This window comes from Mesorhizobium sp. USDA 3734 (assembly GCF_056279665.1).
On record NZ_JBWCCW010000001.1, the window covers coordinates 701,230 to 720,747 of the forward strand.

At 63.7% G+C, this 19,518-nt stretch carries 20 protein-coding genes; 10 read left to right on the forward strand and 10 right to left on the reverse strand.

From position 1 onward, the window contains the following. Nucleotides 1-45 precede the first annotated feature (45 nt). On the reverse strand, nucleotides 46-402 hold the full coding sequence (locus tag ACZ89F_RS03475; RefSeq protein WP_476090410.1) for an ArsR/SmtB family transcription factor: 357 nt from the start codon (nucleotides 400-402) through the stop codon (nucleotides 46-48). Between the two features lie 208 nt (nucleotides 403-610). On the opposite strand from ACZ89F_RS03475, the gene ACZ89F_RS03480 reads away from it, so the two are divergent. Continuing rightward, nucleotides 611-1,789: an MFS transporter gene (locus tag ACZ89F_RS03480; protein ID WP_476090411.1), complete on the forward strand. Its 1,179-nt coding sequence runs from the start codon at nucleotides 611-613 to the stop codon at nucleotides 1,787-1,789. A gap of 20 nt (nucleotides 1,790-1,809) precedes the next feature. On the opposite strand, the gene ACZ89F_RS03485 is transcribed toward ACZ89F_RS03480, so the two are convergent. Then, nucleotides 1,810-2,265 (reverse strand): MarR family winged helix-turn-helix transcriptional regulator, encoded by a 456-nt coding sequence (locus ACZ89F_RS03485; RefSeq protein WP_476090412.1) that lies wholly within the window; start codon nucleotides 2,263-2,265, stop codon nucleotides 1,810-1,812. A 218-nt stretch (nucleotides 2,266-2,483) separates the two neighbouring features. Here ACZ89F_RS03485 and ACZ89F_RS03490 point away from each other — a divergent pair, with 218 nt between their 5' ends. Further along, nucleotides 2,484-3,278 (forward strand): SDR family NAD(P)-dependent oxidoreductase, encoded by a 795-nt coding sequence (locus ACZ89F_RS03490; RefSeq protein ID WP_476090413.1) that lies wholly within the window; start codon nucleotides 2,484-2,486, stop codon nucleotides 3,276-3,278. Between the two features lie 21 nt (nucleotides 3,279-3,299). Here ACZ89F_RS03490 and ACZ89F_RS03495 read toward each other — a convergent pair whose 3' ends face one another. Continuing rightward, on the reverse strand, nucleotides 3,300-3,899 hold the full coding sequence (locus tag ACZ89F_RS03495) for a LysE family translocator (protein ID WP_476090414.1): 600 nt from the start codon (nucleotides 3,897-3,899) through the stop codon (nucleotides 3,300-3,302). A gap of 98 nt (nucleotides 3,900-3,997) precedes the next feature. Here ACZ89F_RS03495 and ACZ89F_RS03500 point away from each other — a divergent pair, with 98 nt between their 5' ends. Further along, on the forward strand, nucleotides 3,998-4,867 hold the full coding sequence (locus ACZ89F_RS03500) for a LysR family transcriptional regulator (protein WP_476090415.1): 870 nt from the start codon (nucleotides 3,998-4,000) through the stop codon (nucleotides 4,865-4,867). Nucleotides 4,868-4,929: 62 nt separating this feature from the next. Here the strand turns inward: ACZ89F_RS03500 and ACZ89F_RS03505 are convergent, their stop codons facing one another. The 3 genes from ACZ89F_RS03505 to ACZ89F_RS03515 form a co-directional block, all read right to left on the reverse strand. Further along, nucleotides 4,930-5,580: a dihydrofolate reductase family protein gene (locus ACZ89F_RS03505; RefSeq protein ID WP_476090416.1), complete on the reverse strand. Its 651-nt coding sequence runs from the start codon at nucleotides 5,578-5,580 to the stop codon at nucleotides 4,930-4,932. Between the two features lie 109 nt (nucleotides 5,581-5,689). Next, the gene (locus ACZ89F_RS03510; RefSeq protein ID WP_476090417.1) at nucleotides 5,690-6,544 is read right to left on the reverse strand and encodes a protein-L-isoaspartate O-methyltransferase family protein; all 855 of its coding nucleotides are present in this window, start codon (nucleotides 6,542-6,544) and stop codon (nucleotides 5,690-5,692) included. A gap of 88 nt (nucleotides 6,545-6,632) precedes the next feature. After that, nucleotides 6,633-7,997 (reverse strand): Nramp family divalent metal transporter, encoded by a 1,365-nt coding sequence (locus ACZ89F_RS03515; RefSeq protein WP_476090418.1) that lies wholly within the window; start codon nucleotides 7,995-7,997, stop codon nucleotides 6,633-6,635. Between the two features lie 227 nt (nucleotides 7,998-8,224). Here ACZ89F_RS03515 and mntR point away from each other — a divergent pair, with 227 nt between their 5' ends. Together mntR and ACZ89F_RS03525 are read left to right on the forward strand one after the other, a co-directional pair. After that, nucleotides 8,225-8,677 carry a manganese-binding transcriptional regulator MntR gene (gene mntR / locus ACZ89F_RS03520; RefSeq protein ID WP_476090419.1) on the forward strand — a complete coding sequence of 151 codons (453 nt, stop codon included), beginning with the start codon at nucleotides 8,225-8,227 and terminating at the stop codon, nucleotides 8,675-8,677. A 97-nt stretch (nucleotides 8,678-8,774) separates the two neighbouring features. After that, the gene (locus ACZ89F_RS03525; protein ID WP_476090420.1) at nucleotides 8,775-8,963 is read left to right on the forward strand and encodes a hypothetical protein; all 189 of its coding nucleotides are present in this window, start codon (nucleotides 8,775-8,777) and stop codon (nucleotides 8,961-8,963) included. Between the two features lie 169 nt (nucleotides 8,964-9,132). Here the strand turns inward: ACZ89F_RS03525 and ACZ89F_RS03530 are convergent, their stop codons facing one another. Then, nucleotides 9,133-11,211, reverse strand: coding sequence for a hypothetical protein (locus ACZ89F_RS03530; protein WP_476090421.1), 2,079 nt, complete (start codon nucleotides 11,209-11,211; stop codon nucleotides 9,133-9,135). 177 nt (nucleotides 11,212-11,388) lie between these two features. Between ACZ89F_RS03530 and ypfJ the strand changes: the two genes are divergently transcribed. The 3 genes from ypfJ to ACZ89F_RS03545 all read left to right on the forward strand — a co-directional run bounded on the left by ypfJ (nucleotide 11,389) and on the right by ACZ89F_RS03545 (nucleotide 14,645). Further along, nucleotides 11,389-12,306 carry a KPN_02809 family neutral zinc metallopeptidase gene (gene ypfJ / locus ACZ89F_RS03535; RefSeq protein WP_476090422.1) on the forward strand — a complete coding sequence of 306 codons (918 nt, stop codon included), beginning with the start codon at nucleotides 11,389-11,391 and terminating at the stop codon, nucleotides 12,304-12,306. A gap of 156 nt (nucleotides 12,307-12,462) precedes the next feature. Beyond that, nucleotides 12,463-13,728, forward strand: a complete 1,266-nt coding sequence (locus ACZ89F_RS03540) for a TCR/Tet family MFS transporter (protein ID WP_476090423.1) — start codon at nucleotides 12,463-12,465, stop codon at nucleotides 13,726-13,728. Continuing rightward, nucleotides 13,725-14,645, forward strand: coding sequence for an aldo/keto reductase (locus ACZ89F_RS03545; RefSeq protein WP_476090424.1), 921 nt, complete (start codon nucleotides 13,725-13,727; stop codon nucleotides 14,643-14,645). The genes ACZ89F_RS03540 and ACZ89F_RS03545 overlap by 4 nt, the downstream gene beginning before the upstream one ends. A 372-nt stretch (nucleotides 14,646-15,017) precedes the next feature. Here the strand turns inward: ACZ89F_RS03545 and ACZ89F_RS03550 are convergent, their stop codons facing one another. Both ACZ89F_RS03550 and carA read right to left on the reverse strand, forming a co-directional pair. After that, the gene (locus ACZ89F_RS03550) at nucleotides 15,018-15,209 is read right to left on the reverse strand and encodes a hypothetical protein (RefSeq protein WP_476090425.1); all 192 of its coding nucleotides are present in this window, start codon (nucleotides 15,207-15,209) and stop codon (nucleotides 15,018-15,020) included. 43 nt (nucleotides 15,210-15,252) lie between these two features. After that, the gene (gene carA, locus ACZ89F_RS03555) at nucleotides 15,253-16,470 is read right to left on the reverse strand and encodes a glutamine-hydrolyzing carbamoyl-phosphate synthase small subunit (protein WP_476090426.1); all 1,218 of its coding nucleotides are present in this window, start codon (nucleotides 16,468-16,470) and stop codon (nucleotides 15,253-15,255) included. 277 nt (nucleotides 16,471-16,747) lie between these two features. On the opposite strand from carA, the gene ACZ89F_RS03560 reads away from it, so the two are divergent. After that, nucleotides 16,748-17,197: a GatB/YqeY domain-containing protein gene (locus ACZ89F_RS03560; RefSeq protein ID WP_127264753.1), complete on the forward strand. Its 450-nt coding sequence runs from the start codon at nucleotides 16,748-16,750 to the stop codon at nucleotides 17,195-17,197. A 227-nt stretch (nucleotides 17,198-17,424) separates the two neighbouring features. Here the strand turns inward: ACZ89F_RS03560 and ACZ89F_RS03565 are convergent, their stop codons facing one another. Continuing rightward, a complete protein-coding gene (locus ACZ89F_RS03565) occupies nucleotides 17,425-18,408 on the reverse strand; it encodes a hypothetical protein (RefSeq protein ID WP_476090427.1) in 984 nt (327 codons plus the stop codon). A 396-nt stretch (nucleotides 18,409-18,804) separates the two neighbouring features. On the opposite strand from ACZ89F_RS03565, the gene ACZ89F_RS03570 reads away from it, so the two are divergent. Continuing rightward, nucleotides 18,805-19,518: a DNA helicase gene (locus ACZ89F_RS03570; RefSeq protein WP_476090428.1), complete on the forward strand. Its 714-nt coding sequence runs from the start codon at nucleotides 18,805-18,807 to the stop codon at nucleotides 19,516-19,518.

Genomic DNA, 19,518 nt, shown 5'->3' on the forward strand with positions numbered 1-19,518 from the left:
AGCTTTCCTCTCTCCCACTCCGTGAGGGAGGGAACCCAAGTTCTGTTATGCCGATACCTCGATATCGTGGCCGCCGACCGCCGGCAGTGCCGGATCGTCGCCGGCGGCGGCGATGACGCTGTCGAGCAGGCCGGGGAAGCGGGCGTCGAGATCGGCGCGGCGCAGCGTGATCATCCGGTTGGTACCGACGACTTCGGCGCGGGTGACGCCGGCCTCGCGCAGTTTGGCGAGATGGTAGCTCAGATTGGTCTTCGAGCCGAGATCGAGGAACTGGCTGCAATTCAGCGGCACGCCTTGCTTGCTGGCGAGATAGCGCACGATGGCGAGCCGGGTCGGGTCGCCGAGCACGCCGAGCACGATTGGCAGGCTGATCTGGTCGGTATTGGGGTGTGGCAAGGTCATGGCTCGAAACTAAGCACAGTCGGGGCCGATTTCAACGCATGCGTCCTTCTGTGCCCGTACACACTGTTTCTCCGCTTCGTGAGCGTGCTGGCCGACCGTGCTGACACAGGGCTGTCAGGAGGGTTCCGCTATTTTCCCTTGGCTTCATTGACATCATGCCCTGTTATGTCCAATTGTTCAATAACTTTTGAACTAAGGACACCACCCCATGGACAAGCGCCTCTTCTGGCTTGCGCTCGGATCGTTCACGATCTCGACCGAAGGCTTCGTCATCTCCAGCCTTCTGCCCGACATCGCGGCGGACGCCGGCATTTCCATTCCGCTGGCCGGCACGCTGATCACCGCCTTCGCGCTCGCCTACGCGGTCGGCACGCCGATCCTGGCGACGCTGACCGGCGAATGGGATCGGCGCCGCGTCATCCTGTGGACGCTGGTGTTCTTCGTGCTCGGCAACATTGCCGCCGCCCTGAGTTCCTCCTTCGAGTTGCTGCTGATCGCGCGCATCGTCATGGCGCTGTCGTCGGGCCTGTTCGCCGCGACCGCGCAGGGCACCGCGGTGGCGCTGGTCGATGATCACCACCGGGCGCGCGCCATTGCCGTCGTCGTCGGCGGCACCACGGTGGCCGTTGCCGTCGGCGCGCCGCTCGGCGCCCTTGTCGCGGCCTTCGCCGGCTGGCGCGGTACCTTCTATGCCATCGCCGGTCTTGGCGCGCTCGCCGGCGCCATTCTGTGGTACCGGCTGCCGCGCGGCATCGTCGGCACCAAGCTGCCGCTGAAGCGCAGGCTGGCGGCTGCCATGCGCCCTGGCGTGATGCCGATCCTTGTGACCACATTGCTGGCGCTGACCGGCGCCTTCACCGTCTTTGCCTATGTCGCGCCGCTCGCCATCGAGGGCGGGGGGCTCAGCCAGATCGCGCTGCCCGGCATGCTGCTCGCCTTCGGTGTCGGCGCGGTCATAGGCAACATTGCTGGCGGCCAGGCGGCCGACCGTTTTGGCGCGACGCGCACCGTCGGCTGGTCGCTGGCGCTGAGCGCCGCCATGCTGGTCATGCTGTCGGTCATCCCGACCTTCCTGCCGCCCCATATTGCCGGGCCGGCGCTGATGGCGATGATGGTGCCGTGGGGCATCGTCGGCTGGGCATTCCCGCCGGCGCAGGCCAGCCGCATCATCAAGCTGGCGCCAGATGCCGCACCGATCGTGCTGTCGCTCAACGGTTCGGCGCTGTATCTCGGCGTGGCGCTGGGCGCGATGGTCGGCGGTGCGGTGCTGCGTTACGGCGCGCCGGCCGATCTCGGTCTGATCGCCGCGGCCTTCCCGATCGTCGGGCTCGGCATCGTGCTGGCTGGCCGCTGGGCGGCTCGGCCTGTGGCGATGCCGGCTGAGTAGACCTGAAGCCGTCGGCTGTCTCAGGTGGCCGGCGGCAGATCGAAATCCAGCGCGGCAATCTCATCCAGAGCCGCGCGCAGCCTTTCCGCCTTGCCCTTGCCGGCCACGTCCTCGAAACGCTGCTGGGCGACGTGCCACAGCTTCATCGCCTCATCGAGCTTGACCAGGCCCTGCGGCGTCAACCGCACGCGCTTGATGCGGCGGTCGTCCGGGTCGGCGAAGGTCTCGACATAGCCGTCGCGGATCAGCGGCTTCAGCGTATGGCCGAGCGCCGACAGGTCCATGATCAGCGACGCGGCAATGGCGCCCATCGCCGGCTCGTCGCCGATATGGATCTGGTAGAGCAGGCCCTGCTGCGTGGCCTTAAGGCCCGAAGGAGCCATCACATCATCATAGAACTGGCCGAGCTTGCGCGCCGCGCGACGCAGCATGGCGTTGTTGCAGAGGGTCAGGCCGGGCAGGGTATCCTTTGACATGATGGGTCCTTGGCGCCGGCGAATGATGCCCGGCCGCTGCCTCTCAAATAATCCCCGTTGCGATCATTGACAAGATAGTGGCATATGCCTACTTCACAATTAGTGGTATATGCCACTAATAAAAATCTGGTGGCTTTGCCGGTAAGGCGAGGGCGACTGCCCGCGGTGCCGGCGGCCAGGTTGAAACGAAGCAAATCAGTCGAAGAAGGAACAGGACAATGAGTGGACAGAGCAACAAGGGCACGGCGGTCATCACCGGTGCTTCGGCAGGCATCGGCGCGGTCTATGCGGACCGGCTGGCAGGGCAGGGCTACGATCTGGTGCTGGTGGCGCGGCGCGCCGACCGGCTGGAAGAACTGGCCGAGAAGCTACGTTATGCCTACGGCCGCAAGGTCAGCGTGATCAGCGCCGATCTCGCCGACGACAATGACGTCCGCCGGGTCGAGCAGGCGATATCAGCCGACGATAGCGTGACGCTGCTGGTCAACAATGCCGGCATTGGCGGTGCGCAGGTGGTGGCGACAGCCGACGCCGACGCGGCCGAGCGCATGATCAAGGTCAATGTCATCGCCTTGACCCGCCTGACCCGTGCCGTGCTGCCGGGGCTCCTGGCACGCAACCGCGGCGCCGTCGTCAACATCGCCTCGGTGCTTGCCTTCGACACCTCGTTCGGCGGCATCTACAGCGGCACCAAGGCCTATGTCGTCAACTTCACCGAGGCCCTGGAGCGCGAGGTCGCGGGTACGCAGGTAAAGGTGCAGGTGGTGCTGCCCGGCGCGACCCGGACCGATTTCTGGGAAATTGCCGGCAGCGATATCGACCAGCTTCCGAAGGAAATCATCATGACGGCCGACGATCTGGTCGATGCCGCACTTGTCGGCCTGGCCAAGGGCGAAGCCGTTACCGTGCCGGGACTTGCCGACGCTGCCAAGCTCGACATTTTCCTTGGCGCACGGCAGGCCTTCTACGGCAGCCTGCACGCCGACAAGCCAGCGGCACGCTACGCGGCTTGAAGCAAGGCATGGCGGTTGACATTACGCCGACCGCCACATCGGGACGATCGAGGCGGCCAGCACCAGTGCCAGCACGATGTTGAGCGCGCGCCATTGCCATTCGGTCTTGAGCAGCCGGGCCAGCAGCATGCCGGCCACGCACCAAAGCGACAGCGAGGCGGCGGCCGCGAGGCCGAAGGTGGCGCCGAGCAGCAGCGCGAGTTGCATCGGCCCGCTGGCCAGGGCCGCGAACGAGGCCGCGGCGCCCAGCCCCATCGCCCAGCCCTTGGGGTTCATCCATTGAATGCCGGCGCCGCCGAGAAAGCTGTTCGGTCTGGCCATGGTCACATCCAGATTGGGCGGTCCGCTGCGACCGATCTTGATCGCCAACCAGACGAGATAGAGCGAGCCGATGACCTTCATCGCAAGCTGCAGCGAGGGCACGGCAAGCAGCAGGCCGGCGAGCCCGGCGGCAGCGGCACCCGTCACGGTGGCAAGGCCAGCGGCGCTGCCGATCAGCAAAGGCACGGAACGGCGAAAGCCGAACTGCGCGCCGGACGCGGTCGACAGGGTCGTGGCGATGCCGGGCGTGGTGGTGGCAACGATGGCAAACAGGACGAGGGGGATGATGGGCTCGAACATGCGGCGTCCTCCGTAGGAGGGCTGCCATCGTAGCCGCGCATGAACTTCAGTAAATGCAATGTTTGTGATGCTCAGCATTAGTTTCTATAATGCCAGTCATGATCCGAAATCTCGACATGGCACTTATCCGCACCTTCGTCACCGTCGCCGACAAGGCCAGCATGACGGCGGCTGCCAATGCGCTGCATCTGACGCAGGGCGCGGTCAGCCAGCAGGTCAAGCGGCTGGAGGAGGCGCTCGGTTCCAGCCTGTTCGAGCGCGACCGGCGCGGCTTGCGGTTGACGCGTGCCGGCGAACGGCTGTTCGGCAAGGGCAAGCGGCTGCTTGGCCTCAATGACGAGATCTGGGCCGAAATGGCTGAGACACCGGTGGCCGGCCAGGTGCGGCTCGGCGTGCCTTATGACCTTGTCGGCACCTTGCTGGCGCCGGTGCTGAAGACCTATGCCGAGACCTATCCGCAGGTCGAGATATCGCTGGTCTGCGCCTCGTCGCCGGAACTGACTGCTGCACTTGCTGCCGGAACCATCGACCTTGCGGTGATCGAGGAACGCGTCGGTCCGTCGGCCGGCGAGTGCCTTGCCATCGACCGGCTGGTCTGGGTCGGCGCCAAGGGCGGTGTTGCCCGTGCCAAGCGGCCTCTGCCGATGTCGATCGTCGCCGACACCTGCGCCTTCCGGCCGGCGGTGCTGTCAGCGCTCAGCGAGCATGGGCTGGAATGGCGCACGGTGTTCGAAAACGGCAACATCGACGCGACGACCGCGACGGTTCGTTCCGACCTCGCCGTCACCACATGGCTCGCTTCCACCGTGCCGGCCGATCTCGACATATTGCCAACTGAATCCGGACTGCCGCCGCTGCCCAATTTCGCGATCAACCTGCATCTACCCAAGCATGGAGTCGGCCCGGCGGCGCAGGAATTCGCGCGGCATATACGCGACGGGCTCGCACGGCGGCCGGTGGCGGCTTGACAGAACTTGGTTTCCTTTCCCCCACATTCATGGGGGAAACCCCAGTCCTACCAGGTGTTCTGCTACTTCCAGTTCTTGCGCCGCTCGAGTTCGGCCTCGGACGGCTTCTCTGTCGCAAACGACCCGGTCTTGATCTCGCCTGATCGCTCGTAGGTCGCCATGATGACGCCGGTGCTGGAGGCCTGCGACTTGATAAGCCTGAAGGCGGCCGGCATCGCGCCGTCGCCGAACAGCCGCTTGCCCTTGCCCAGCAACAGCGGGAAGATCATCAGCCGGATCTCGTCGATCAGCCCATTGGCGAGCAAGGTCTGGATCAGATTGCCCGATCCCTGGATGAGCAGGTCAGGTCCGTCTTCCTGCTTGAGGCGCCGCAATGTCGCGACGATATCAGGCCCAAGCGATTTCGTGTTCTGCCAGGCGAGGGTGTCAGGCCGATGCGTCGCCACATATTTGGTCGCAGGGTTGAAAGCATCTGCGATCGGATCTTTCTGATACGGCCAGTATGCGGCGAAGATGTCATAGGTTCTTCGGCCAAGCAGCAGGTCGAAGGGTTTGGAGAACAGTTCATCCATTGCCACGCCCGCCACCTCGTCAAAATAGTGGAAGGTCCAGCCGCCGAACTTGAAGCCGCCCACTGGATCCTCTTCCGGACCGCCGGGCGCCTGCATGACGCCGTCGAGGCTGACGAATGTCGCAGCGATGATCTTTCTCATTCCAATGCTCCCGTTTCTCGGATCCACGCCGTCGTGGCCGGACTTCACCCCAAGGACGGGCCACCGGTCTCCGGCCCGACAGGGCATATGAAATTTTGGCGAGCCACCGTCATCTGCGAGGTCTGGTACTAGGTCTGGCGTCGAGATTTTTCGATGAGAACCAGACATCGCCGAAGATCGCGGTGGCGGTGCGGTCCGGCGCCTTGTCCTGCACCAACCAGATCGAGCGGCTGCTCGCGGCCTGCTCGCGCGTCGGGATCGTCGCCGCAGCGTCCGCAACCGAGGCGCCGACACAGGGAATGAACCACGATCGCATGAATGGATCGCAGACGAAGCCGTTTTCAGTGCGGGTCACCATCACAGCCAGCGGGACGCGCTCGGCCGGGCGCCAGGGAAAGATCATGCGGCCGCCTGGTCGCAGCGCCTTAAGCCATCCGGCCGGCGGTGCTGCGACGCCGGCATTGACATAGATGATGTCGGATGGCGGCAACGGCGTCGTCACGGCATCGCCATGGACGACGGTTACATTGCCATAGGCTTCGAGATTTTGTCGCGCGAGATCGGCGAGCTTTTCGTCGAGTTCGAAAGCGGTGATGGTGCCGCCAGGCGAAACCAGCCTGGCCAGCACTGCGGTGTAGTAGCCGGTGCCGGCGCCGATATGGGTAACGGCCTCACCGGGCCTCGGGGCAAGCTTTCCGATCCACATGGCGTGCAGGAAGGGCTCGCCATTGTTGATGCCCTTGTCGTCGTCGAGCGCCACCAGCACGTTCTGGTAGATGTGCGCCGGATCGGCGCTCGGCGTCGTGACCTTGCCGTTGCCGGCGATGATCGTCCACGGTCCGGGACCGAGAAACGCTTCGCGCGGCACCTCGGCGAAAACCGCCTCCAAGCGTGGGTCGGGCGAGCCGGCATTGGCGGCCATCAGCCGCGCGTAGAATTTCCTGATATCTTCGATCCGGGTCATGATGCCGGAGAACATAGCGCGGATTGCCGATTTGTCGCGGCACTACCCTATGCACAGAGGGTAGTCGATTTTCCCGGCGAGGCGGAGCTCAGCCCACCCCGAACATGGTGTCGTAAAGCAGCTTGAAGTTGAGCACCAGGATGATGGCGGCAACCACCCAGGCAAGGGCTGCGACGCCGCGCGGAATGGCGAGGTTGCCCATCTTCTTCTTGTCGGAGACGAACTGCACCAGCGGGACGACCGCGAAGGGCAGCTGCATCGACAGGATGACCTGGCTGAACACCAGCAACTGGCCGGTGCCCTTTTCGCCATAGAGCGCGGTGACGACCACCACCGGGACGATGGCGAGGCCGCGCGTCAGAAGCCGGCGTGCCCAGTTGGGGATGCGCAGGCGCAGGAAACCTTCCATGACGATCTGGCCGGCCAGCGTTGCCGTCACCGTCGAGTTGAGGCCCGAAGCCAGCAGCGCCACCGCGAACAGGATCGAGGCGATGCTAAGGCCGAGCAGCGGCGACAAAAGCTCGAAGGCCTGGCCGATCTCGGCGACGTCCTGGTGGCCGGTGTTGTGGAAGGCGACCGCCGATACGATCAGGATCGAGGCGTTGACGAACAAAGCCAGCATCAGGGCGATGGTCGAGTCCGTTGTTGCCCATTTGATGGCGTCGCGCTTGCCCTTGTCGGTGCGTTCATAGGCGCGGGTCTGCACGATCGAGGAGTGCAGGTAGAGATTGTGCGGCATGACGGTGGCGCCGATGATGCCGATGGCGATGTAGAGCATCGCCGGATTGGTGACGATCTCCGACGACGGCACGAACATGGCATGCAGGATCGAGCCGGCCGGCGGGGCGGCGACGAAGATCTGGATGGCGAAGCAGCTGAAGATGATGATCAAAAGCGCGATGACGAAGGCTTCGAGATAGCGGAAGCCCTTGTTCATCAGGAGCAGCACCAAGAAGGCGTCGAGCGCCGTCAGCATGGCGCCGCCGATCAGCGGGATGCCGAACAGAAGCTGCAGCGCGATCGCGGTGCCGATGACCTCGGCCAGGTCGCAAGCGATGATGGCCAGTTCGCAGGCGATCCACAGCACGAAGTTGACCGGACGGGGATAATAGGCGCGGCAGGCCTGGGCAAGGTCGCGGCCGGTGGCAATGCCGAGCCGTGCTGCCAATGCCTGCAGCAGGATCGCCATCAGGTTGGACAGCATGATGATGAACAGCAGCGTGTAGCCGAACTGCGCGCCGCCGGCGAGGTCGGTCGCCCAGTTGCCCGGATCCATATAGCCGACCGAAACCATGTAGCCGGGACCCATGAAGGCGAACAGGCGACGGAACCAAATGCCCGAATTCGGCACGGCGATGGAAGAATTGACTTCGCGCAGGCTGGGCTGCTCGTCCTCGTCCGGCCTGGCGAACCGCCAAGAGGAACGGGGGGCTGTGGCTTCGACTTCGGACATGAGGGAGGGCTTTCCGCGAGACTGGGCGATGTTGCCTTAAGCTATGCCATGGCTCAACATTATGCAATATGCTATATTTTATTGTTCGTGCTTTTTATCGGACTGCTGTCAACGTGCGAAGGGGGCACGCCGGTTGCACCCGTGGCGGAATGTAAATAAACGGCCTGAAGAATCAGAGCCCGTGCTATAAAAGCAGCGACGGCTAAAACTCCGAGGAGGAGCGCGTAGTGGCGCTGAAGAACAGACCGGTCCCGCGCGAGCCGCTGCCTGACGCCAACGTCCATTCGGAGGGCTTCCGGCAGACGCGCGAAGCGCGCCGCAGCGCGCTGGTCGAGGATTACGTCGAGCTGATCGCCGACTTGATCGAGGACGGCAACGAGGCGCGCCAGGTCGACATCGCAGCAAGGCTCGGCGTCGCACAGCCGACGGTGGCCAAGATGCTGACCAGGCTGTGCGCCGATGGGCTGGTATTGAGAAAGCCTTATCGCGGCGTGTTCCTGACCGACGCTGGCCGCAAGGTCGCCGAGGAAAGCCGCATTCGCCACCAGACGGTGGAAGCTTTTTTGCGTTCGCTCGGCGTCAGTGCCGAAACGGCGCGGATCGATGCCGAGGGCATCGAACATCATGTCAGCGCCGAGACGCTGGAAGCCTTCCGCAAGGCGATGACGGCGCCGCGCTGAACCGCTCGCCGCCGGATTTCCCCAGCCTCCCGGAACCCTCGCGCGCTAAGCACGTTGCTCCTGACACCGCGCAAGTCGCGCGGCAAGGGAGGAAGCGATGGGCGTTGAACAGGCACCGACCGCAAAGGGCAAGCAGGCTGCCAAAGGACTGAAACAGGCGGCGGCGAAGAACGAACGCAAGACCGAGGCCGAAACCGGCCATCCGCTGAAAAAGGGTGCGGCGCGTTTCGAGGAACGTTCGAAAAGTTCCGACGGCAAAAGCGCCGGCGCCAAGCAGAGAGACTAGATGCCTGTCAGGCTGACGTCAGTGGTCTGGGCGAAAGCCGTCTGCCGGGAGGTGGTGGCGGCGCTTTCGTCGCGGGCAGCATCGCTTGGCCCTCCGCTGTGGCTCCGGGCGTTCGGGTCCTTTGAAAGGTCCAGTGGACCTTTCAATTTGCCTGCGGCAAACCGGCCCCTCACTCCCTGACGTCCTGTACCCAGCTGCGCGGGTGGCCGTCGACGCGGAATTGGAAGATGAAATAGGGCGGGATGCAGGTGCCCTTGCCGGCTTTCGCTTGTGCCAGATCGTCATAGCCTGCCGTGCAGATATAGTCCTCGCGGCAGGGATGCGCCTTGTCGCAGGCGCGCAGGCCGGCGGTCTTGGTGAACTCCCTGGTGCAGAATTTGTGGTCCTTGCCCGACGCGATGCAGTCATTGAAGCCGGTCTTGGCCAGACGCCCGCACGTCGCCTCGTCGGGAAGCTTGTCGCAGCTTGCCTTGCGCAGCATGCCCCCGGGAAAGCCGCCGGTCTTCTGCTGCGGATTGTCGTAGCGCTGGCGCGCGGCACCATAGCCGGCGAGCTTGACCGGTGGCTTCTTGTCCTTCGCGGGGTCGATGGCGCAGGCCTTGGCGGTGGCCGGCGACAGGCGGCAATACTGGTCGTTGCCCCAGGTCGACATTTTGATCTCGCCGAACTCGACGGGGTCGCCGACCGCGGTGCCGGCCTCGCTGACGCAGGTGCCGAAGCCCGGATGGATGGCGCTTTCATGGACGCCGGCGCAGCGCAGGCCCGTGCCGCAGCTCCAGTCCTTGAAGCTTGGATCCTCGCCGCGATAGCAGATCGAGCCCCAGCCATTGTAGAGGTCGGTGCCTTTCAGCGCCTCGGCATATTTCGCGTCGGGACGGGCGGCGAAGCCGCGTGTGAAATCCGGATGACCGCCGGCGGCGAACTGCTCGACGATGGCGCGGCGGCGCGGCAGGTCGGCGAAGAAGACGGCCGAGCCCGGCACGAAGACGGCGTTGCGGCGCGGCTCGCTGGCCGGATCGGCGCCGGTGTAGTGGAAACCGGCAATGCCATGCGTCTGGTGGCAGCCGGTACAGCTCATCTCGTTGAGCCGCAATTCGAAGCCGGCCACCGACTTGATGGTGGTGAGCGTGTTGCCTTTGGCGACATAGTCCTTCAGCGCCTTGTCGATATCGTCGTCGTCGACCAGCCCATAGGCGATGTTGTTCTGCGACCGGCTGAGGCCGCCGGGGGCGACCGAGACGGCGCTCCTGGCCAGGAACTTTTCGTCGATGACCAGCCGGCCACGATCGAGGTCGTAGATGTTGCGGTCGGTGAGCAGCCATTTGGCGAAGGCCGGCTTGTCGGCCATGACTGTTGCCCGGTCGATCTGGTTTTCCATCTTCGCTTCATAGAAGCTGGACGTCGCCGGATTCCATTTGAAGATTTTCAGCAGGTACTCGGCGTGGCCGCCGAAATCGCGCCGTGTCGAGGCCGACAGCCTGAGCACCTGCATGTTGAGTTCGAGCCGCATGATCTGCGACGAATTCAGCATGGCGCCGGACAGCGGCCCTTCGTCGGAGCGCAGCCAGGCGGCAAGCTGGTCGGGTGGCAGGTCTTTTTTCCCGGCTGCCAGCCAGCGCTGGGCAACATCAGCGCAGGACACGTCGGTGGCAGCAGGCAAATCCTTCGAGGCGCGGGCCTGTGCTTTGCGGGGCTTGGCATTGAACACCAGGCTCATGGTCAGCGGCAGGCGCGAGGAGATGCGCTGACCCGCCTTTCCCTTGGCCGGCTTTTCCGCCACTGAATAGTGGAAGCGGTAGATCAGCCGGATCTCGCCGCATTCGGTGTGGCCGAGATAGCCGCGATCCATGCGATTGACGACGCCGGTCAAGTCGAGCGTCGAGCCGTCGTCATCGATGTATTTCGGATTGAATTTCTGGCTGGTGTCCTTCGACTTCGCCATGGCGGCGACATAGGGGTCGGGGCTGGTCTTCGGCTCGTCAGCGATCTCAAGCTTGACTGTGTCGCGCACCGTAGCCAGCGCCGGCACCGAAAACAGGCCGCGATTGTCGACCTCGCGGGTCAGGCCGAGCGCCGGTCCAAGCAGGCGGCTGATCGACAAGCCGCCGCGCTCGAGCGCCTGCAAGGTGGCGGGGTCGGTGACGGCAACGCTCGAATCGAGCGTCACCGCGCCGGCGGCCGGCGAGCCCAGGCAAAACAGCGCCGCAATCAGCGACAGGAATGAACCGATCGTCCTCAAGCCCAACACGTCCCCATTGTATGGGCAATGCTACAGGCCTTGTGCACTCTCGGCCAGAGTGTTGGAGCCGCAATGCCAGCACCCAGCAGTCTGGAAAAATGCTGTGACTTGGCGCAACCATTGGGATAATTGTTTGTTGGGTTGAGCCCCGGAACAACGGGGAAGTTCGCAGCGCGAGGAGTTGCCATGCTCTGGAAGGGCCGTCGTCAGAGTGACAATGTCGAGGACGACCGCAGCGACAGCGGCGGCGGGCTCGGCGGCGGCAGCCCTGGTCAGTTCCGCATTCCGATCGGCGGCCGCACCGGTGGCGGCGGCAGCATCTTCCTTGTCATCCTGGTGGTGCTTGCTGGATGGTATTTCGGCTTCGATCCGTCGACGATCCTGGGTGGCGGCGATGGTGGCCTGCTGCCGGGCGGCGGCCAGATCACCGACAACAGCGGCCAGGACAACGGTGCCACACCGGCCAATGACGAGATGAAGCAGTTCGTGGCGACCGTGCTGGCCGAGACCGAGGACACCTGGACCGGCATCTTCAAATCGCAGGGGCTGACCTATGAGGACCCGAAGCTGGTGCTGTTTTCCGGCCAGGTCCGCTCGGCCTGCGGCTTTGCCTCCGCGGCGGCTGGACCGTTCTACTGTCCCGGCGACCACAAGGTCTATCTCGACATGACCTTCTTCCAGCAGCTCGACCAGCAGTTCGGCGCTTCGGGCGAGTTCGCGCGGGCCTATGTGATCGCGCATGAGGTCGGCCACCACGTGCAGAACCTGACCGGCATCATGTCCAAGTTCAACCAGATGCGGCAAAGCATGGGCGAGGTCGAGGCCAACCAGATGTCGGTGCGCATCGAACTTCAGGCCGACTGCTTCGCCGGCGTGTGGGCTCACTACACCGCGCAGAAGGGCATATTGGAGCAGGGCGACATCGAGAGCGCACTGAATGCCGCCAAGCAGATCGGCGACGACACGCTGCAAAAGAAAACGCAGGGCTACGTCGTTCCGGAAAGCTTCAACCACGGCACTTCGCAGCAGCGGCAGACCTGGCTGGCGCGCGGCTACAAGAGCGGCAAGCTTTCGGATTGCAACACGCTGAGCGGCCCAATTTGAATACCTGCTTCCGGGCGCTGACCTGACGGCCGAGGTGCCGTCAGGTGATGTCAGGATGAAAGCATCCAGCCTGTTCCCTTATTGTTCCTTGCGGCGGGCTCGCTTATAAGGTGCGTCCGCCTGCGCCCCAGGGCGAGCAGAGGAGCTTGACCCATCATGATCGACCCCAAAACCGCCAGACGGGGCCTCGCGCTCGTCTTCACCACGCTGCTGCTCGACATCATCGGCTTCGGCATGATCATGCCGGTGCTGCCGGCCTATCTCAGGGAATTGACCGGGGTCAGCATCAGCGGCGCGGCGATCGAAGGCGGCTGGCTGTTCTTCGTCTATGCGGCGATGCAGTTCGTCTTTGCGCCCATCATGGGCGGGTTGAGCGACCGGTTCGGACGGCGGCCGATCCTGCTCGCCTCGGTGCTGACGTTTTCGATCGACAATCTGATCTGCGCCGTCGCCTGGTCCTACCCGATGCTGTTCATCGGGCGTGTGCTGGCCGGCATTTCGGGCGCCAGCTATTCGACGACTTCAGCCTTCATCGCCGACATCTCGAACGATGAGAACCGGGCGAAGAATTTCGGCCTGCTCGGCATCGCTTTCGGCGTCGGCTTTGTCATCGGTCCGGTTCTGGGCGGGCTGCTCGGCACGTTCGGGCCACGCGTGCCGTTCTATTTTGCCGCCGGGCTCGCCTTCGTGAACTTCCTGATTGCGCTGTTTTTCCTGCCGGAAACGCTCGATGACAAGCACCGCCGCCGCTTCGAGTGGAAACGCGCCAACCCGGTCGGCACACTCCTCCAGATGCGCCAATACAAGGGCATCGGCTGGATCGGGCTCACCTTCTTCCTGATGACGCTCGGGCACATGATGTATCCGGCGGTCTGGTCGTTCGTTTCCAACTATCGCTATGGCTGGAGCGAGCAGCAGATCGGCTTCTCGCTCGGCGCCTTCGGCCTGTGCGGCGCGATCGTCATGGCCACGGTGCTGCCGCGCGTGATCCCCAGGCTTGGCGAGTGGAAGACGGCGGTAATCGGTCTTGCGTTCACCGCGCTCAGCGCCTTCGGCTACGCTTTCGCGTCGCAAGGCTGGATGATCTATGCGGTGATCGTCGTCGGCTGTCTCGAAGCGCTGGCCGATCCACCGCTGAGGAGCCTCGCCGCCGCCAAGGTGCCGCCTTCGGCGCAAGGCGAGTTGCAGGGCGCGATGACCTCGATCTTCTCGATCACCTCGATCATCACGCCGCTGCTTTATACGGCGATCTTTTCCTGGTTCACCGGGCCGAACGCGCCCGTGACCTTCGGCGGCGCGCCCTATCTGCTCGGCGCGTGCTTCTTGACGCTGGCGGTCATCGTCTTCGTCACGAAAGTGGCAAGGCCCGTGGCGCGCACAAATGTCACCACCGGCGTCGCCGAAGATGGAGCACAGGTATGAGCCAAGACGGCCGCATCGCGCTTACCAGGGACGGACTGTCGCTGTCGCGCCTCGTCTTCGGCGCCTGGCGTCTGCTCGACAGCGCCGCCCGCCCGGATGCCGATCAGGTCGCGCGGCTGATCGGCACCGCCGTCGATCTCGGCCTCACCAGCTTCGACCATGCCGACATCTATGGGAACTACGAGGTAGAGGCGGCCTTCGGTGCGGGACTGGCGCGCTGGAAAGGCAAGCGCGACAGCATCGAGCTGATCTCGAAATGCGACATCATGTTGAAATCGCCAAACCGGCCGGACAACCGGCTGAAGCACTATGATACCAGTGCTGCCCATATCGCGGCCTCGGTCGACCGTTCGCTCGCCAATCTCGGTACCGACTATCTCGACCTGTTGCTGCTGCACCGGCCGGACCCGCTGATGGATGCCGACGAGACCGCTGCGGCGCTGGCCGGGTTGGTCAAATCCGGCAAGGTGAGGGCGGTCGGTGTTTCCAATTTCACGCCATCGCAGTTCGATCTGCTGGCCTCGCGGCTGTCGTTTCCATTGGCTACCAACCAGATCGAAATGTCGGTGCTGAAGACGTCAGCATTGATCGATGGCAGCCTCGACCACGCGCAGCGCCTTTCCTATGCGCCGATGATCTGGTCACCGCTCGGCGGCGGCTCGCTGTTCACCGGCAAGGAGGGGCGCGAGGCGCGGGTCCGGGCGGCACTCGCGGCGGTGGCCGCCGAGATCGGTGCCGGCGATCTGGCTGCCGTGGCGATCGCCTGGCTGTTGCGCCATCCGGCTCGATTGGTGCCGGTGCTGGGCTCGATGAAGCCGGAACGGCTGGCCGCCATGGTCGGGGCGTTCGACATCGTGCTCGACCGCCAGCAATGGTTCGCCATCCTGGAGGCCAGCGAAGGCCGGCCGGTGGCGTAAGGGCAGGGTTCGTGCCGCTTGGAGGTCTGCCGGCGGCACTATCCATCATTCGCTTTTGCGGACTGTTGTTCCATGGATATTGGCTGAAGCCCCCAACTTCGTCATCCCCGGGCGAAGCAGGAGCGAAGCTCCGTCGCGAAGGCCCTGGGATCCATGCCGTGACCTTAGACGAAGGCGCAGCGGAGCAGAATTCTGAACCGTGGCGGCGCTCAGGAGTCCCGGCATGGATCCTCGGGTCTGCGCCGCGTCGCTACGCTCCTTGCTCCGCCCGTGGATGACGACGGGAGGCAGGTCTCAGCCAAATGTCGAAGTCACGCGATTTGCCTTCGAAGGGTCAAAGCTTCCTCGTCGAGGATTTAGTGGTCAATTCATTCACTTGGAATGCCGAATATTGATCTGCGCCAATTCGGCGTGCGTGAGCCGGCCCCGCAAAATATCCATGGTCACGTCAGCGGGCAGGGCCTTTTCGGTTTTGAGCTCAGCCTTCCGTTCGTCGTAGATCGCCACATCCGTGGCGTCTTCAAGGGCTTCTTCCGCGGCATGCAGGTTCGTATTCTTGCACATGTCTTTGCCCCCAAAACTACGCCGCGCTGCTGCGCGCGGTCCGCTAAGCCCGTTCGGCCAGCAATTCCTCGCCGCGCTTTTCGCGGATCAGATTGACGAAGCGGCGAAACAGATAGTGCGAATCCTGCGGGCCGGGCGAAGCCTCGGGGTGATGCTGGACCGAAAACACCGGCCTGCCGGTGAGCGTGATGCCGCAGTTCGAACCGTCGAACAGCGAGACGTGGGTTTCCTCGACGCCTGATGGCAGCGAGTCGGCATCGACGGCAAAGCCGTGGTTCATCGAGACGATTTCGACCTTGCCGGTGGTGTGGTCCTTGACCGGATGGTTGGCGCCGTGATGGCCCTGATGCATCTTGGCGGTCTTGCCGCCCAGCGCCAGCGCCAGCATCTGGTGGCCCAGGCAAATGCCGAATACCGGGATGTCGGTCTTCAACAGGTCCTGGATGACCGGCACGGCATAATCGCCGGTGGCTTCCGGGTCGCCGGGGCCATTGGAGAGGAAGATGCCGTCCGGCTGCATAGCGAGGATTTCTTCAGCGCCGGTCTTGGCCGGAACCACGGTGACCTTGGCGCCAAGGCCGGCGAGCAGGCGCAAGATGTTGCGCTTGACGCCATAGTCGATGGCAACGACATGCATTGTCGGTTCGGTTTGCTCGCCAAAGCCTTCGTTCCAGACCCAGGGCGTCTCGCGCCAGACCGAGGACTGGCCCGACGTGACCTCCTTGGCGAGGTCGAGCCCGATCAGGCCAGACCATGCGGCGGCCCGGCGCTTCAGATCGTCGAGGTCGAACACGCCATCGGGCGCATGCGCGATGACGGCGTTGGGCATGCCCTTTTCGCGGATCAGCGCGGTCAGCGCACGGGTATCGATGCCTGAGAGCGCAACGATGCCGCGCTTCTTCAGCCACTGGTCGAGACCGGTGCCGGCGCGGTAGTTGGACGGGTTGGTGACATCGGCCTTGAACACGGCGCCGACGGCGCCGGCGCGGGCGGCTGGATTGAGGTCCTCGATGTCCTCGTCATTGGTGCCGATATTGCCGATATGCGGGAAGGTGAAGGTGACGATCTGGCCTGCATAGGACGGGTCGGTGAGGATTTCCTGGTAGCCGGTGAGCGCCGTGTTGAAGCAGACTTCGGCGACGGCGGAGCCGGTGGCGCCCAGGCCGCGACCTTCGATGACGGTGCCGTCGGCCAGCACCAGAAGGGCGGTCGGCTTTTCCGTTGCCCAGGCGGGCGTCGAGGCGGCGGTCATCTCGGCCATGGCGGCACTCCTATCGGGCTGCGCGCTTCCATAGGCCCGGCGGGCCATCCGCGCAGCAAACGGCGCCAAGCAGCGAATACGCTACTTCCACGCAGTCAAGCTTCAGTTCATGCAAGGCCCAGTACATAGGGGAAGGGGGCAGGGCGGTCAATGATCATGCGAAATGCGGATCCGATTTATTTCATCAAGCAATATCAGAGGCTTGTCCTGGCATATCAGGATTTGCGTTGGCTCGCCCCCGGCGCTATTGTCCGCGCCGATCGAAGGAGAATGCACCATGCGCGGCAAAATCGCCGAATCCCTGAAGAGCGCGATGAAGGCGCAGGACAAGCACCGGCTGCCGACATTGCGGCTGATCCAGGCCGCCATTCACGACCGCGACATCGCCAATCGCGGTTCGGCCAAGGAGCCGGCCAGCGACGAGGAAATCCTGCAGATCCTGGCCAAGATGGTGAAGCAGCGCGAGGAATCGGCCAAGGCCTTCGACGACGGCAAGCGGCCGGAACTGGCCGCGCAGGAGCGCGGCGAGATGGAGATCATCCGCGCCTTCCTGCCGACGCAGTTGGACGATGCCGCCATCCAGGCTGCGGCGCGCGAGGCGATCGCGGCGACGGGTGCGGCCAGCCAGAAGGACATGGGCAAGGTGATCGCCGCGCTGAAGCAGAAATATGCCGGCCAGATGGATTTCGGCAAGGCGAGCGGCATCGTCAAGGGACTGTTGCAGTAGGGCTTTTCCCAGCACGCGGCTGTCCTCGGGATGCGCTTCCGCAGGCCGTGCTAGGCTTTCTGAGCTGAGCTGGAGCACGACATGGATGGTACTTGAAGTCCGCAGTCTACTTAGAGCAGTTCGCCGTTTTACGGAAACGGCGAACTGCTCTAACCCTTTGTTTTGACGCAATTCCGGACGGAAAACCGTTTCACACTTTTCCTGAAGTTGCTCCAGGGGAGCGAGCTTCACGGCCCCTTGCAGATCGGTACCGGCTGCGGCGGCGGTGCCGGGTGATCCTTCCTGTATTGAGCGATGATCGGCTCGAGGGTCTTTCGCGGCCAGAATTTCGGCGTGCCGATTTCCTTCAGGCAGGATACGTTCCAATAGGCGCCCGACTGCGAACGATTGGCCGCTACCGCGGCGATGTCGCGCGATTCAGGGTAGATGTAGAGCGTCGTCGGGTTGTCCTTGACCATCGGGATGATCTGTTGCGCGTCCGCCGGCGACCAGCTGGTGCAGCCATTGCTGCGGCCGCCGGCGTAGTCCACCAGCTTGCCGAACGGCACGTAGCCATCGTGGTCGGCATGTGAGCTGTTCGGGTTTTTGCGCAGGCACATTCCGTGCAGCACCTGGGCCGCGTGGCCGCCGATCACCCTCTGTCTGGCGTTCGCGGCTTCGCCTTCGCCGTCGAACTGTATGAAGGTGCGCTGGAAAGCCACGTCCTGTTTCGCGCTGGTGCGGTAGTAGCCCTTGAACGAGGTTTTCGCCTCGCGGGTGATGTAGCCGCCGCCGGCCGTCAACGACGAATCCATCGCATTGCCGAAGTTCTTCGCGCATCGTTTGCCATTTGAAAAATCGACGACGCCTTTCAAATTCCGGCCGCTGCCATGGCCCGACGAAATCGCGCGAAACGACTGGCTGGCTTCGCAGACGACGTAATAGCGGCGGCCCAGAACGCCATTGCCCAGATCGCTGGGGCGGGTCGCATCCATGGCGAAGTAGCAGGGGTTCTTGACGGCACCTTGTGCGACCTTCTTCTGGTAAAGCGCGCGCGCCCGTTCCAGGACCACTTGTGAGATCTGACCGTCGCTGTCGCCGACATGAGCCTGCAGCCAAGCCGGAATATCAGACGGTGCGGCAGAGGATCGAGCCGACACCGTCAAGGCAATGACGGCGACGAGGAGGCTGAGGATCGGGACGATGCCCAGAGGGACGAATCTCAACCGCACCGGTTCACTCTCCTGCCAAAGCCGTTTCCTTGCGGTGTTGCCGCCGGGAATCGATCATAGAGGGCCTCGCATTATCAGGCGAAACACATCTTGTTTAGCGCGCCCTTTGTTTAGCGCGCCCTTCCTGCGCAAACGCGCCCTACGCCGACGTGCCGGTTCCAGGCTTGCGGCGGACGTCTGCGTATCTTTGAATGTCTGCGATTTTCGATCCCTTCGGATTGAGCTATCATGTGATTCTGGCGCGCCCACGCCTCCTCCCTCCGCCGGGAAAGCATCATTCATGCGGGGCACACCGATCACCGAACCGACTGTTCGAGCACCGCTGCCAAACCGCCGTGCGGTTTGGCAAGGCATAAGGAGGGATTGCGAAAACGGCTCGCACCAGGAGGTTTTGCAATGAAGCTGTCCGCGCCCGTCTATCATCTGAAGCGTCAAGCCAGGCTTTTGTCCCGCGAGGGCAAGATTGCGCTCCACGAAGCGCTCGATCGTATTGCAGCACAGGAAGGTTTCAGCAGTTGGGGCCTGCTTGCGAGCAAGGCAGTCGAAACGGCGCCTGCCGGAAGATTGTTTGCGCAGCTTGCGCCCGGCGATCTCGTTCTGGTGGGTGCACGACCCGGCCACGGCAAGACGCTGATGAGTCTCGAACTCGCAATCGCAGCCATGAAGTCCGGCCATCGCGGCGTGTTCTTCACGCTGGAATATACGCAAAGAGATGTGCTGGACCGGTTTCGCGCCATCGGGGCGGACCCTGCACGGTTCAACGACCAGTTCATATTCGACAATTCCGACGCCATCAGCGCCGACTACATCGTCAGTGCGTTGAGTTCGGCGCCGCGCGGCACGCTGGTGGTGATCGATTATCTGCAACTGCTCGATCAGAAACGGGAAAACCCGGACCTGATGGCGCAGGTTCGCACGCTGAAGGCCTTTGCCGGTGAGAGGGGATTGATCCTCGTCTTCATCTCGCAGATCGATCGGTCATACGATCCGGCGAAGAAGCCGGTTCCCGACATCAGCGATGTCCGGTTGCCGAACCCGCTGGATCTGTCGCTGTTCAACAAGACATGCTTCCTGAACAAGGGCGAAATCCGGTTCCAGGCGGCAAGCTGA